Raw genomic sequence first — 13,671 nt, 5'->3', positions numbered from 1 at the left:
CGGTTACTTCGCCGCGGGCTTCTTCTTGCCGTCGCCGGTGAAGGCCTCGTACGCCTTGATGACGTCCTCGGCGGGCCCGTCCATGCGCAGTTCGCCGCGCTCCAGCCACAGGGCCCGTTCGCAGGTCTCCAGGATCGAGCTGTTGCTGTGACTGACCAGGAACACCGTGCCGGCGTGCTCACGCATCTGCCGGATGCGTTCGGCGGAGCGGCCGCGGAACTTGGCGTCGCCGGTGGACAGTGCCTCGTCGATGAGCAGGACGTCGTGGTCCTTGGCGGCGGCGATGGAGAACCGCAGCCGGGCGCCCATGCCGGACGAGTAGGTGCGCATCGGCAGGGAGATGAAGTCGCCCTTCTCGTTGATGCCGGAGAAGTCGACGATCTCCTGGTAACGCGCCTTGATCTGTTCCCGCGTCATCCCCATGGCGAGGCCGCCGAGATAGACGTTGCGTTCGCCGGTCAGGTCGCTCATCAGGGCCGCGTTGACGCCGAGGAGGGAGGGCTGACCGTCCGTGTAGATCCTGCCGCGTTCCACCGGGAGCAGGCCGGCGACTGCCTTGAGCAGCGTGGACTTGCCGGAGCCGTTGGTTCCGATGAGGCCGATCGCCTCGCCCTTGTAGGCGACGAAGGAGACGTTCTTCACCGCGTGCACGGTGCGCACACCGGCTGCCTTGTCGGCCTGCTTGCGGCGCACGATGCGGTTGAGGGCGGCCGTCGCGCTGCCCTTGCCGCCGACCGTGCCGTTGACCCGGTAGACGATGTCGACGCTGTCGGCGATGACCGTGGGGGTCCGCTCGTCGGCGACCGCGGGGGTCCGCTCGTCGGCGGGGTCGCGGGTGTCGGTGCGGTTTGCGATGTCAGCCACGTCCGTACGTCTCCTCGGCCTTCCAGAAGTAGATGAACCCGCCGACGCCGGCGACCAGGGCCCAGCCGGTGGCGACCAGCCACACGTGCGGCGGCAGCTGGCTCGCGTGGAAGGTGTCGATCAGCGCGAACCGCATCAGGTCGATGTAGACGGCGGCGGGGTTGGCCCGGAGCAGGTCGGCGGCCCAGGACGGCATGCCGTGGTGGGCCTTCACCAGGTTGTCGAGGCTCCACATCACGCCGGACATGTACATCCAGGTGCGCAGGACGAACGGCATGAGCTGCGCGATGTCCGGCGTCTTGGCGCCCAGCCGGGCCAGGATCATGGAGACGCCGGCGTTGAAGACGAACTGGAGCGCCAGGGCCGGGATGACGAGGAACCAGGAGAAGGCCGGCGGGACGCCGACGCCGAGCAGGATGAACACCAGGGCGGCCATCGAGAACAGCAGCTGCTGCAGCTGTTGCAGGCAGAACGAGATCGGCAGCGCGGCCCGCGGGAAGTGCAGGGCGCGCACCAGGCCGATGTTGCCGGAGATGGCGCGGGTGCCGGTCATGATCGAGGTCTGGGTGAACGTCCAGACGAACACGCCCGTGACCAGGAACGGGATGAAGTCCGCCACGCCCCGCTTGGTGTTCAGCAGCACACCGAAGATGAAGTAGTAGACCGCCGCGTTGAGCAGCGGGGTCATCACCTGCCAGACCTGGCCCAGCTTCGCCTGGCTGTAGGTGGTGGTGAGCTTGGCGGTGGCGAACGCGGTGATGAAGTGGCGGCGCGCCCACAGCTGGCGGATGTACTCCGGCAGCGTGGGCCGGGCGCCACTGACCGTGAGGCCGTGTCGGGCCGCCAGGGCCGCGAGGTCGCCGTGGGGCGCGGCCTCCGTGCGGGGCGGTGTGTGGAGGACCTGACTCACATCCGCTGCTTTCACTCGGGGAGGGGGGCTCGGGCGGCGGCGTTCCCGCAATCGTCCGATCGTTTCCTTACGCTTTTCTTCACGTTTTCTTACGTCGGGACGGGACCGTATCGTCGCAACGTGAGAGTAGGCCGATCGGACGTCGGAACGCAACCGTTTCGTCGTAACGCCCTATGCTGGGTCGCATGACGACGAACGCGACGAACGCCGACGGAGCCGGGGCGCGCCCGCGCCGCCGGGCCCCCGCGGGCGCGGCCGTGCTCCGCGAGGATGTGACGGAAGCCATCCGGGCAGCCGTGTTCGAGGAGTTGGCGTCCGTCGGATACGCCCGGATGTCCATCGAGGGCATCGCCCGCCGGGCCGGCGTGGGCAAGACCGCGGTCTACCGGCGCTGGCGTTCCAAGCTGCACCTGGTCCTCGACATCGTCTCGGTGATCGCCGTGCAGGGCCTGCCGGCCCCGGAGACGGGCAGCCTCGAAGGCGACCTGCGCATGCTGTACGAGGTGACCTCCCGGGCTTTGCGTCACCCGGTGGCCTCGCAGATCATTCCCGACCTGCAGGCCGAGGCGGCCCGCAACCCGGACATCGCCGAGGCCCTGCAGAAGGCGTTGAAGGAGGGGCAGGAGGGCGTCGCCCTGAAGATCGTGGCGGCGGCGGAGCGGCGCGGCGAGGTCCGTGCCGGGCTGAGCGAGGAGCTGGCGCTCGACCTGATCTCGGGCCCGCTCTACTGGCGTTCGGTGGTGATCCGCAGCCCGAAGCTGCCCAAGGGGTACCTGGGGGCGCTGGCCCGGGCGACCGCCGAGGCGATCAAGACGCTGTGACGCGTCCGGTGACGGCCCTCGACCCCGGGGCCGTACCGGTTCGCCCGGCGGCGGGCCGGCGGCGGGGTCCCGTGCGGGGGACGGGGCGGGGGTGGGCGGGGGTTGCCACAGAGGTGCGCTGTGGGCGAGGAGCCGCAGCGTCAGCGCGCGGGTGGCGAGCCATGCGACGACCGTCAGGAGGTGACGCTTCGTCAAGGTGCTCGTCACGCCGGATGGCAGTGGTGGTGTATATCACTTTTTGGTGTAATCCGTTCGTCAGGTGATGTCAGTCCCCGTGATGGGTGCACGCGCCGCGCAGAATCGGCCCGTGGTGTGTGCACGCTCGCGGCCCACGGGCCGTGCCGGGGTCCTGGCCGTCGCGCTCCCGGCCGCCGTCATGCTCGCGGCCGGTCTGTGGGGGCTCGACCGCGGCGGCATGTGGCGCGACGAGGCCGTCACCTTCCAGGTGGCGCGCCGGACGGTGCCGCAGATCTGGCGTCTGCTGCACGGGGTGGACGCGGTGCACGGCCTGTACTACCTCGTCATGCACGCCGTCCTCGCCGTCCGCCCCGGTGAGGTCGTCCTGCGTCTGCCGTCCGTGTGCGCGGCGGCCGCCGCCGCGGGCCTGGTCGCCGCGCTCGGGGTGCGGCTGGCCCGGCCCCGGGTCGGCCTGTGGGCGGGCCTGCTGTACGCGGTGACGCCGCTCGCCGGTCACTACGCCCAGGAGGGCCGCTCGTACGCGCTGGTCGCGGCGGGCGCGGCCGGCGCGACGCTGCTGTTGGTGCGGGCGCTGGACGGCGGGACCGGGCGGGCGCCGGGCGCCGGGTCGGGGAGGGTGTGGTGGGCGTACGCAGGCGTCGTCGCCGCGACGTGCCTGCTGCACGAGCTGGCGGTGCTCGTGCTGTGCGCCCACGCGATCACGCTGGCGCTGCTGCGGGCGTCGCGGGCGGTGTGGCGGCGCTGGACGCGCGCGGCCGGCGCGGCGGTCGCCGTGCTGCTGCCGCTGGCGCTGGAGTCGCGGAGGCAGTCGCGTCAGGTGGAGTGGCTGCCGGTGCCGGACTGGGGGAGCGCCGAAAGGCTGCTCCGCGGCTTCACCGCCGGCCCGGAAGGCGCGGTGTTCTGGGGCTGCGTGGCCCTGATGGCGGTGGGACTGCGGTCCGGGCGGACGGCGGCCGTCATGGCGCCGGTGATGCTGGCGCCGCCGGCCGCCTTGATGCTGCTCTCGCAGGTGCTGCCGCTCTACCACGAGCGGTACGTGCTGTACGCCCTGGCTGGCGCGCCGCTGCTGATCGCGGCCGGGGCCGACCTGGTGGTCCGCCGGCTGGCCGTCCTCGCCGGACGTCCCTCGCGTTCACGGGCCGTCACCGCGGCCGGCGTCCTGACCGTGGCGCTCGTCTTCGTCCAGCTGCTTCCACTGCACCGGTACTACCGCACCCTCGCGCACCGCCCCGACAACCTCGCGGCGGTCTCCGCCCTGGCGGCCGGCGAGGTCCGTCCCGGCGACCCGGTGCTGTTCCTGCCGGCGCTCGGGCGGCGGGCGGCGCTCGCGTATCCGGCAGGGTTTCGGGGGGCGCGGGACCTGGCGCTGAAGGCGCCCGGAGCCCGGTCCGGCACGCTGTACGGCCGTGAGGTCGGCCCGCGCGAACTGCAGCGCAGGCTCGCGCGTGTGGACCGGCTGTGGGTTTTCGCCCAGCCGTACGCGCTGCGCTCGCGCTGGTTTCCGGGCGACCCGACCGAGCGCCTGAAGCTGGTTGCCGTGGAGGAGCGTTTCACTCCGCGGTGGGAGCGTGAACGGTCCGGCGTGACCCTGCGTCTCTACGTCCGCCGCGAGCCGGGGGCGGTGTCGGCCTGCGGCTCCCCGCCCTCGGGCGGCTCCGGGGACCCGACGGTCTCCGGCATCGCACGGTCCCCCGGCGTCGGAGGGTTGGTGCGCCGGGTGTTCGGTGACCTCCGGCGTCCCGCGGTGGGCGGCCCCGGTGGCCCTCCGGCGTCCGGTGGTCGGCGACCTGCCGGGGTTCAGTAGCCCCCGGCGGGCGGGTCACCGGCCCCGGCGTTGATCCTGGCGGTCCTACGGCGTCGCGTCCGCCGCCGCCGTGTCCTGTGACGTCGCCGTGTCCTGTGACGTCGCCGTGTCCAGGGCGGCGGTGAGGTGGTCCAGGCGGTCGCGCAGTTCGCCGATCTCGGTGAGGCCGAGGCCGGTGGCGGTGACGATCCTGCGCGGGACCTCCACGGCCCGTTCGCGCAGCGCCGCGCCCTCCTCGGTCAGCCGCACCTCCACCGAGCGCTCGTCGCGGGCACTGCGCTCACGGTGCACCAGACCGGCCGCCTCCAGGCGCTTGAGCAGCGGCGAGAGGGTGCCGGAGTCCAGGCGGAGGTGTTCGCCCAGCCGCTTGACGGGCATCGTGCCCCGCTCCCAGAGGACCAGCATCACCAGGTACTGCGGGTAGGTGAGCCCGAGGTCCTTGAGGATCACGCGGTAGACGCCGTTGAAGGCGCGCGACGCGGCGTGCAGGGAGAAGCAGATCTGGCTGTCCAGGCGGAGCCAGTTCTCCGTGGCGCTCTCGTGGCCGGCGGGTGGCAGTGGGGCGGTCATGCCTCCAGGATAACTCTTACCCACTATTTGATTGTGCCCAATTGAATTGTGTGCTCTACTTCTCGGTGTGAGGCGGCCGGACCGGGCCGCCGGATCGACTTGAGAGGGATGGATTCCATGGACGCGCTCTACACCGCTGTCGCCACCGCCACCCACGGCCGCGAGGGCCGCGCCGTCTCCTCCGACGGCAAGATCGACCTGGCGCTGGCCATGCCCGCGGAGCTGGGCGGCAACGGACAGGGCACCAACCCGGAGCAGTTGTTCGCCGCCGGTTACGCCGCCTGCTTCGGCAGCGCCCTCGGCCTCGTCGGCCGCCAGGCGAAGGTGGACGTCAGCGACGCCGCGGTGACCGCCGAGGTCGGCATAGGCCAGCAGGGCGAGGGCTTCGCGCTCAAGGTGACCCTGCGCGTCGAGCTGCCCGACACGGTGGACGAGGCGACCGGCCGCAAGCTCGTCGAGCAGGCCCACCAGGTCTGCCCCTACTCCAACGCCACCCGCGGCAACATCCCGGTCGAGCTCGTCATCGAGTAGTCCCCAGGGGCCGCCGAGGCCCCGCTCGTCCGACGGCCCCCGGAGGAAGCGGTCCCGCTCCCTTCGGGGGCCGCTCGCGTGCGGCGGACGCGGCCGAGGCCGCGCTACCAGCGGCCCCCGGGCACGACTCCGACGTACGGCCCGCAGCACGCGACCGCCAGCGGAACCGCCGCGGTGAGCGCCCACCGGCTCCACACGGCGGCCCGCCGCTCGCGTTCCCAGCCGGCGACGATCGCCGCCGCGCCGACGGCCGCCGCGGCGCACGCGACCGGGTCCACGAGCAGGATCAGCCCGTACAGCGCGCCCAGCCACGCGTACCCCCAGTGACTCCTGAGGCCGCTCGGGCCGAGATAGCGGACCCGGCAGCGCACCGCCCCCGCGCGCGCGGCCGTCGCCGCCCAGACCCAGAAGGCGAGCCCCACGGCGAGCGTCGAGGGGTGACCGAGGTCGCCGGCGGCCGCCGTCCAGCCGAGGTGGCCGCGCCACACCAGGGCCATGGCGACCAGGCCCAGCGCCGCCGCCCAGGGACGGCCCGTCAGCACGCGCGCGAAGCGGCCGATGCCGGTCAGCAGCACCAGCAGGTTGAACGGGCCCGCCGCCGCCGTGCGGCTCAGCGGGTCGTGCCCGTACGCGTCGTGCCAGTACGCGAGGGACATCGCCGTCCAGAGCAGGACGCCGGCGAACCGGTAGGGCGTCAGGGGCCAGGGGGTGCGGACAGTGGGGCGCATGCCACGCGCCTTCCCTCTCACGGCGCGTTGTTCTCGGCGGCTAGGCCGCACGGGGGACGGCCCGGCCCGCGGCGCCGGCGCGGCGCGCCCGGGCCGGGCCGCCGCCGGGGTGCGGCACAGGCCCTTCGCGCCTCGGTTCTCCACATGTCCGGCGGCCGGGTGTCAGCGCAGCTGCGGCCGGCGCGCCGAGCGGTCGACGGCCTTCGGGATCCGGACGACGCCGCCGTCCTGCCGGGTGCGGCCGCCACCGCCCTCCCGGCCGTCACTGTCCTCCCGGCCGTCGCCGTCGGCCGTCATCGCCTCCGGCGGCTCGCCGAGCAGGACCTGCCGGACGACGCGCTCCGCGGCCCGCCCGTCGTCGTACTCGCAGAACCGCTCCCGGAACGCCGCCCGCAGCCGGGCCGACTCCTCGTCCCGCCAGGCGCCGGAGGTGAACGCCTTCGCCAGCTCCTCGTCGGACCGCGTGACGTGTCCCGGCGGCTCGGCGGTGATGTCGAAGTAGGCGCCCCGGGTCGCCCGGAAGGCCGCCCAGTCGTCGGCGTGGATCACGATGGGCCGGTCCAGGACCGCGTAGTCGAACATCAGTGCCGAGTAGTCGGTGACCAGGGCGTCGGCGGCCAGCAGAACCTCCTCGACGTGCGGCTCGTCCGTGACGTCCGTCAGCGCGCCGCGCCGGTGCAGGTCGCGCAGCACCAGTGCCCGTTCGGGATGCCGGGCCAGGCTCGGGTGCAGGCGCACCAGCAGCCGGTGCCCGGGGCCGAGGGACGCGGTCAGCGCCTCCAGGCCGACCCGCCAGACGTGCCGTCCCCTGCGGTAGTCGCGCAGCGTCGGCGCGTAGAGGACGACCGTCTCGCGGGCGTCGATGCCGAGCCGTTCGCGCAGCTGGGCCCCGCGCCCGGTCCCGTGCTCGGCCCCGCCGCTCACCAGGACGTCGTTGCGCGGGCTTCCGCTGCGCAGCGATGCGAAGTGGCAGGGGTAGGCGCGCTGCCAGACCTCCTCCGAGTGCCGGTTCGCGACCAGGCTGACGTCCCACCGGTCGCTGCGCCGGAGCATGCCGCGCACGTTCGTGCCGTGCCGGGCGCCCGGACGGTCGAGGAGGTCCAGCGCCATGTGCTTCAGCGGCGTGCCGCGGTGTGTCTGCACATGCACCGAACCCGGCCGTTTGACCAGGTCTCCGGCCCAGTTGCAGTCGTTGAACCAGTGCGTGGCGCGCGCCATCACCCGGTAGTAGCGCCAGGAACCCGTCGTCACGCACTCGACGCCCGGCGGCACCCGGTCCAGCGCGTCGGGACGCACCACCCACACGCCCCGCACCCGCGGGGCCAGTTCCGCGGCTTTGGCGTGGATCGCCCGCGGGTCGCCGTTCACGGCGCGGCTGTGTCCGGCGGAGTACACGGCGAGTCGCGGGTCGAGCGGCCGCCGCAGCTGGACGCGGTACCAGGACCGCTTGGCGTGCCTGGCGACGAGGTCGCGCAGCCGGCTCGCCGCGCGCCTGGTCGCCTTGCCGCCGCGTCGCCACAGGCCGAGAGCGAGGTGGGCGCGGTGGTGGGGGGCGAGCGCGAGCAGCCGGATCTCGGCGCGGCGACTGTCCGGCGGCGGCGTGAAACCGGGTGGCACGTGCCGCCGGTAGAAGGCCCGGATGTGCCGGTAGAACTCCTTGCGGTCGCCGCGCAGCACGCGTTCGGGGCGGGCCACGGCGAACAGCATGTGGTCCAGGGCCCGCTCGAACAGCAGCGGCCGCGCCCAGTCGAGGCCGGGCCGCTCGGCGAGGAACGCGAACAGGCCCTCGTACTGCTCGAAGATGTCGAAGTGCTTGCGACCGGGGGTGCGGGTGATCGCGCCCTGCCGCCGCTGCCGGTACTCGACGCCCACCCGGTCCAGACAGGCGATCCGCTCCGCGGTGACCATGCTCTGGTAGGTGACGGGCGCGTCCTCGTACAGCCCCGGCCGGTACCGGAAACCGTGCCCGAGGAAGAAGTCCCGGCGGTAGGCCTTGTTCCAGGCGACCAGGAACAGCCGCAGGTACTCGGGGGAGCGGCGGATGTCGAAGGTGCCGGCGCCGGCCTGTTCGAGGAGGTCCGCCGCGTCGCTGCGGCCCGCGCGGCCCCACCAGTGGGTGCGCACGTGGTCGAAGACCAGGATGTCGGGGTCGCCGGTCGCGTCGAGCCGGTCGGCGACCGCCCGCAGCAGTCCGGGCGTGTAGCGGTCGTCGCTGTCGAGGAACAGGACGTAATCGCCGGTGGCGTGCGGCAGGCCGGCGTTGCGGGCACGGCCCAGGCCCACGTTCTCCGGCAGGTGGACGGCCTTGACCCGCGGGTCTCGCGCCGCGTACTCGTCGAGGATCGCGCCGCAGCCGTCGGGCGAGCAGTCGTCGACGGCGATCACCTCGAGGTCGTCGAACGACTGCTCCAGCACGGAGTCGAGGCATTCGCGCAGGAATCCCTGCACCTTGAAGACGGGGACGATGACACTGAAGCGGGGCACGAAGGTCAGCTCCTCGAGGAGGTCGGCGCGGCGGCGGGCGCGGGCGTGCGCCGGGCGAGCGGAACGGCGGGCTCGATGTGCTCGGCAGGCTCCCCGAGCAGCACCCGGCGCACGACGCGCTCGGCGGCGCGTCCGTCGTCGAACTCGCAGAAGCGGGCGCGGAACCGGGCGCGCAGCTCGGCCGCCTCCGCCGAGGTCCAGCGGCCGGAGCGGAACACCTCGGCCAGTTCCCGCGGGGTGCGGGCGACCGGCCCGGGCGGGGAGTCCGGGAAGTCGAAGGTGACGCCGCGCGTCTCGCGGTACACGTCCCAGTCGTCGGCGTACACGACGACCGGCCGGTCGAGGTTGGCGTAGTCGAAGACGATCGAGGAGTAGTCGGTGACGAGGGCGTCCGCCGCGAGGCAGACGTCCTCGGACGAGCGGTGCGCCGTGACGTCGATGATCCGTTCGTCGCGCGGACGGGCCCGGTCGTCGTCGTGGAAGTAGTGCGCGCGCAGCAGGATCACGAAGTCGTCGCCCAGGGCGTCGCAGAGCGCCCCGAGGTCGAGCCGGGAGTCGGAACCGGCGTCGTGGTCGCGGTGGGTGGGCGCGTACAGGACCGCGATGCGGCCCTCCGGGACGCCCAGCCGCCGGCGCACCCGGCGCACGTCGTCCGCGGACGCGGTGTAGTAGACGTCGTTGCGCGGATAGCCGTACTCGAGCATCTCGTAGGAGGACGGGAAGGACCGCTCCCACACCTCGGTGGAGAGCCGGTTCGAGCTGAGGTTGAAGTCCCAGCGGTCGACCCGGCCGAGGAGGCGCTCGAAGCTGCCGGTGGCGGCGGCGACCACCGGGTGCTCGGCCTGCTCGACGCCCATCTTCTTCAGCGGCGTGCCGTGCTGCGTCGACAGGTGCACGCTGCCGGGGCGTTTGACGACCGCCCCCTCGAAGTTGGCGTTGTTGACGAGAGGGTACTTGGCGCGGGCCAGCACCTGCCAGTAGCGGCGGCTGCCGATGACGGCGTGCTCGACGCCCTCCGGCAGGGTGTGCGCCTGGCCGGCCTCGACGAGGAACACCGAGCGGATGTGCGGGGCGAGTTCGGCGGCCTTGGCGTGGATCGCGGCTGGGTTGCAGGCGTAACCGCGGCCCCAGTAGGCGCAGTACACGGCCAGACCGGGATCGATGCGACGGCGCAGCTGACTGCGGTAGTACAGGCGGGTGCGCAGCCCCCGCGCGCGCGGGACGCGCCGGGCGGCCGACGACGCCTTGCGGTTGGCGCCGCGCAGCGCCCGGAACGCCGTGTACGCCCCGGCCGCCAGCAGCCGGTGCTGCACCCCGAGGCTCCCGGCCGGCCTGCGGTGACCGGCCGGGCGGTGCCGCCGGTACAGCCGGCGCGCGCGGCGGAAGAAGGCCCGGCGGCTGCGTCGCGGCAGCCGGGCCGGGTGCGCGGCGGTCTTCAGGACGGCCGCGAGGAGCTGGTCGAACAGCGCCCCCGACCGGTCCTCGGACAATCCTTGCCCGGCCGCCCGGGTCAGCACCAGCCCGGCCTGCTCCAGCAGGTCCAGGTGGTGCTCGCCCGGCCGGTTCAGCGGGTCGCCCTGACGCCGCAGCAGATGCCGTACGACGACCGAACGCGTCACGGCGACCCGGCCCGCGTGCACGGTGACGAGGCCGCCGAAGCCGACGTCCGTGAAGTGCCCCTCGGGGAAGGCGAGCCGGTGCTCGGCGAGGAAGGAGCGCCGGTAGAGGGTGCCCCACACCGGGAGCAGCAGCCCGGTCAGCCGGGGTGCCTCGTCGGGTGCGAAGGCGCCGTCGGGGATCCTCGCGGGCAGCGCGGCCGCCGCGGCGTCCTGCCCGCCCTCCCACCAGTGGACGCGCTCGTGCTCGGCGTACAGGACGTCCACGTCGCCGGTCTCGGCAAGGCGGGCGTCCAGCGCGGCCAGGGCCCCGGGGGCGAGGGTGTCGTCGCCGTCGAGGAACAGCACGTACGCGCCGGTCGCCGCCCGCATTCCGGCGTTGCGGACGCCGGCGAGGCCCGACGCGGGCGGCGCCTGCACGGGGACCACCCGGGAGTCGCGCGCCGCGTACCCGGCGGCGGTGCCCGCGGCCACGGCGTCGGGCGCGTCGGCGACCGGGATCAGCTCGAGATCGCCGAAGGACTGGGCGAGCACGGAGTCCAGCGCCAGGGACAGCCGGCCCTCCCCCAGCCGCGTATCCACTCGACCGGGGGGACCCCCGTCCCCGTAGGACGGGACGATGATGCTGAAGCGGGGCATGCTGCTCTTTCTCCGTCTGCTCGGTGAGTCTGCTCGGTGAGGTGCCTGATGCTCAGGCCGTGCGGACCCGGCCGGGGCGCCCGGTAGGGCGCCAGGTGGAGGGCCGGGTCGGAGTCGGCCGCGACGAGCCGGTGGGCATGGGGAACTCCCGGGGGCGATCGGCGTTCAGCGGCGTTCGGTGACGGCCGGCGGACCGGAGGGACGCGGCACGGTGGCCAGCGGCGGACGCCCCGACCCGGCCGGCGCCTCCGACTGCGCCGCGGACGGCACCGGACGGCGCTCGGCGAGCGGCACGGCCGGCGGCACGGCCGTCTCGCCCAGCACCACCCGCCGTACGACGCGCTCGGCGGCGCGTCCGTCGTCGTGCGGGCAGAACCGCTCACGGAACGCGGCCCGCAGCTGCGCCGAGCGGGAGCCGCGCCAGTGCCCGGTGGTGAAGATGTCGATCAGCTCGTCCTCGCTGCGCGCGACCGCGCCCGGCGGGAAGGACCGCAGGTCGAAGTAGGTGCCGCGGGCCGCCTCGTACGCCTCCCAGTCGTCGGCGTGGATCACGATGGGGCGGTCCAGGTTGGCGTAGTCGAACATGAGGGACGAGTAGTCGGTGAGCAGGGCGTCCGAGGCCAGGCAGAGGGATTCCACGCTCGGGTGGTCGCTGACGTCGATGACGCCGGGCGTCCCGCGCTCGAGCGGGCTCTCCTGCCAGTAGTGGGCGCGGGCCAGGACGACGAAGCGCGGGCCCAGCCGGCGCATGACGCGTTCCAGGTCGAGGTGGCAGCGCTGGACGCGGCGGTAGTCGCGGTGGGTGGGCGCGTACAGCACGGCGACCGTGCCGCGGGGGATGCCCAGGGACTCGCGCAGCCGGGCCACGTCCGCGCCGGTCGCCCGCAGCAGGACGTCGTTGCGGGGATAGCCGTACTCGAGGGTCTCGTAGCGGCCCGGGTAGACCCGCTCCCAGGTGAGGGTGGTGTGACGGTTCGCCGACAGGACGTAGTCCCACTTGTCGACGCCCCGCAGCAGCTCCGCGAAGTCCATGTCACGGGCGGCCGCCGGGCGTTCCTGGAGGTCCAGGCCCATGTGCTTGAGGGGGGTGCCGTGCTGGGTCTGCACGAAGACCTGGCCGGGGCGCTTGACCAGCCGCCGGTCGAAGTTGACGTTGTTGACGAGGTACTTGGAGCGGGCCAGCGCCGTCCAGTAGGCGGCCGTGCCGGGGCGCACCTGGCGCGGCCCCGGCGGGACGGCTCCCCGGTGCTCGGGGCGGGCCACCCACGCCGTGCGCACCTGCGGTGCGAAGGTGCGGAACGCGGCCTCCAACGCACCCGGGTTGCAGCTGTGCCCGCGGCCCCAGTAGGCGGCGAACACGGCCCGGTCGGCGCGCAGCGGCAACCGCAGCTGCACCCGGTAATGGGCTTGCAGGACGGCCGCCTTGAGGGAGATGGCCAGTTTCGACACGGCCTTGTGCGTGCGCCGGCGCACGGTCATGGACGCCTGGAGCGCCCGGTACACGCGGTGCACGCCGAAGTGGACCAGGGTGTGCCGCAGCCGCGAGCGCAGCGGGACCGGGACGCCGGGGGTGCGGTAACGGCGGTAGTGGGCGCGGGCCTTGCGCAGGAACTCGGCGCGCGAGCCGCGCGGCAGGCGGTCGCGCTTGGTGAACACCGTCGAGAGGTGGTCGACCATGCGGCGGAACAACACCGGCCGCCAGTGGGCGAGTTCGGGGTGCCCCTCGAGGAACGCGAAGACCCGGTCGTACTGCTCGAAGACGTCGAAGTGACCCCGGCTCGTGGTGGACAGGATGTTGCCCCGGCGGCGCTGGCGGTAATGCACGCACACCCGGTCCAGTGTCGCGATCGACTGCGCCGACAGCAGTGCCGGATACGTCCACGGGGTGTCCTCGTAGTAGCCGGGCGGGAAGACCAGTCCCGCGCCCTCGACGAACTCCCGCCGGTAGGCCTTGTTCCAGGCCACCATCAGCACCCGCAGCAGCCCGGGGCGGTCCGCCAGCCGGAACGGAGCCGTGCCCTCCTCGCCGAGCTGCTCGGCGAACTGGTTGCGGACCGACTCCCCCGTCCAGTACGTGCTCGCGTAGTCGTAGACCAGGACGTCCGGCTCGCCCGTCTCCCGCAGCCGGTCGGCGATCGCGTGCAGCGCGCCCGGGGTGAGCGTGTCGTCGGAGTCGAGGAACACCAGGTAGTCGCCGGTCGCCCGCTCCAGACCCGCGTTGCGGGCCCGCCCCAGACCGACGTTCTCCGGCAGGTGCACGGCGCGCACCCGCGCGTCCCGGGCCGCGAACTCGTCGATGATCTCTCCGCAGGCGTCCGGCGAGCAGTCGTCGACGGCGATCAGTTCGAGGTCGGCGCAGGACTGGGACAGCACCGACTCGAGGCACTCGTGCAGGTACGCCTGAACCTTGTACGCGGGAACGATGACACTGAACCTGGGCAAGGGACATCCATGGGTCGGCGCGGGCGGTAGACAGGGCCTTGCCCGGAAACGGCCGATGGAGTGA

At 73.4% G+C, this 13,671-nt stretch carries 10 protein-coding genes; 3 read left to right on the top strand and 7 right to left on the bottom strand.

What is annotated here, in order from left to right; translation table 11 throughout:
• Nucleotides 1–3: 3 nt before the first annotated feature.
• Together QF032_RS15770 and QF032_RS15765 are read right to left on the bottom strand one after the other, a co-directional pair.
• The gene (locus tag QF032_RS15770) at nt 4–855 is read right to left on the bottom strand and encodes an ABC transporter ATP-binding protein (protein WP_307050122.1); all 852 of its coding nucleotides are present in this window, start codon (nt 853–855) and stop codon (nt 4–6) included.
• Nucleotide 856: 1 nt separating this feature from the next.
• The gene (locus tag QF032_RS15765; protein WP_306951928.1) at nt 857–1,774 is read right to left on the bottom strand and encodes an ABC transporter permease; all 918 of its coding nucleotides are present in this window, start codon (nt 1,772–1,774) and stop codon (nt 857–859) included.
• A gap of 173 nt (nt 1,775–1,947) precedes the next feature.
• On the opposite strand from QF032_RS15765, the gene QF032_RS15760 reads away from it, so the two are divergent.
• Complete coding sequence (locus QF032_RS15760) at nt 1,948–2,595, top strand: TetR/AcrR family transcriptional regulator (RefSeq protein WP_306951930.1); 648 nt, start codon at nt 1,948–1,950, stop codon at nt 2,593–2,595.
• Between the two features lie 307 nt (nt 2,596–2,902).
• Entirely contained in the window at nt 2,903–4,597 is a 1,695-nt protein-coding gene (locus tag QF032_RS15755; protein ID WP_373430347.1) for a glycosyltransferase family 39 protein, read from the top strand.
• A 45-nt stretch (nt 4,598–4,642) separates the two neighbouring features.
• Here QF032_RS15755 and QF032_RS15750 read toward each other — a convergent pair whose 3' ends face one another.
• The gene (locus QF032_RS15750) at nt 4,643–5,167 is read right to left on the bottom strand and encodes a MarR family winged helix-turn-helix transcriptional regulator (protein ID WP_307056262.1); all 525 of its coding nucleotides are present in this window, start codon (nt 5,165–5,167) and stop codon (nt 4,643–4,645) included.
• Between the two features lie 117 nt (nt 5,168–5,284).
• Here QF032_RS15750 and QF032_RS15745 point away from each other — a divergent pair, with 117 nt between their 5' ends.
• Entirely contained in the window at nt 5,285–5,698 is a 414-nt protein-coding gene (locus tag QF032_RS15745) for an organic hydroperoxide resistance protein (protein WP_306951933.1), read from the top strand.
• Nucleotides 5,699–5,802: 104 nt separating this feature from the next.
• Here QF032_RS15745 and QF032_RS15740 read toward each other — a convergent pair whose 3' ends face one another.
• The 4 genes from QF032_RS15740 to QF032_RS15725 form a co-directional block, all read right to left on the bottom strand.
• On the bottom strand, nt 5,803–6,426 hold the full coding sequence (locus QF032_RS15740) for a hypothetical protein (RefSeq protein ID WP_307043406.1): 624 nt from the start codon (nt 6,424–6,426) through the stop codon (nt 5,803–5,805).
• A 162-nt stretch (nt 6,427–6,588) separates the two neighbouring features.
• Entirely contained in the window at nt 6,589–8,910 is a 2,322-nt protein-coding gene (locus tag QF032_RS15735) for a bifunctional glycosyltransferase/CDP-glycerol:glycerophosphate glycerophosphotransferase (protein WP_307056261.1), read from the bottom strand.
• 5 nt (nt 8,911–8,915) lie between these two features.
• Nucleotides 8,916–11,165: a bifunctional glycosyltransferase/CDP-glycerol:glycerophosphate glycerophosphotransferase gene (locus tag QF032_RS15730; RefSeq protein WP_307056260.1), complete on the bottom strand. Its 2,250-nt coding sequence runs from the start codon at nt 11,163–11,165 to the stop codon at nt 8,916–8,918.
• Nucleotides 11,166–11,330: 165 nt separating this feature from the next.
• Nucleotides 11,331–13,607: a bifunctional glycosyltransferase/CDP-glycerol:glycerophosphate glycerophosphotransferase gene (locus QF032_RS15725; RefSeq protein WP_307043401.1), complete on the bottom strand. Its 2,277-nt coding sequence runs from the start codon at nt 13,605–13,607 to the stop codon at nt 11,331–11,333.
• Nucleotides 13,608–13,671: the final 64 nt, after the last annotated feature.

Origin of the sequence: Streptomyces achromogenes, assembly GCF_030816715.1 — a bacterium.
Taxonomy (GTDB): Bacteria; Actinomycetota; Actinomycetes; order Streptomycetales; family Streptomycetaceae; genus Streptomyces; species Streptomyces achromogenes_A.
This window is presented reverse-complemented; position numbering and strand designations above follow the sequence as displayed.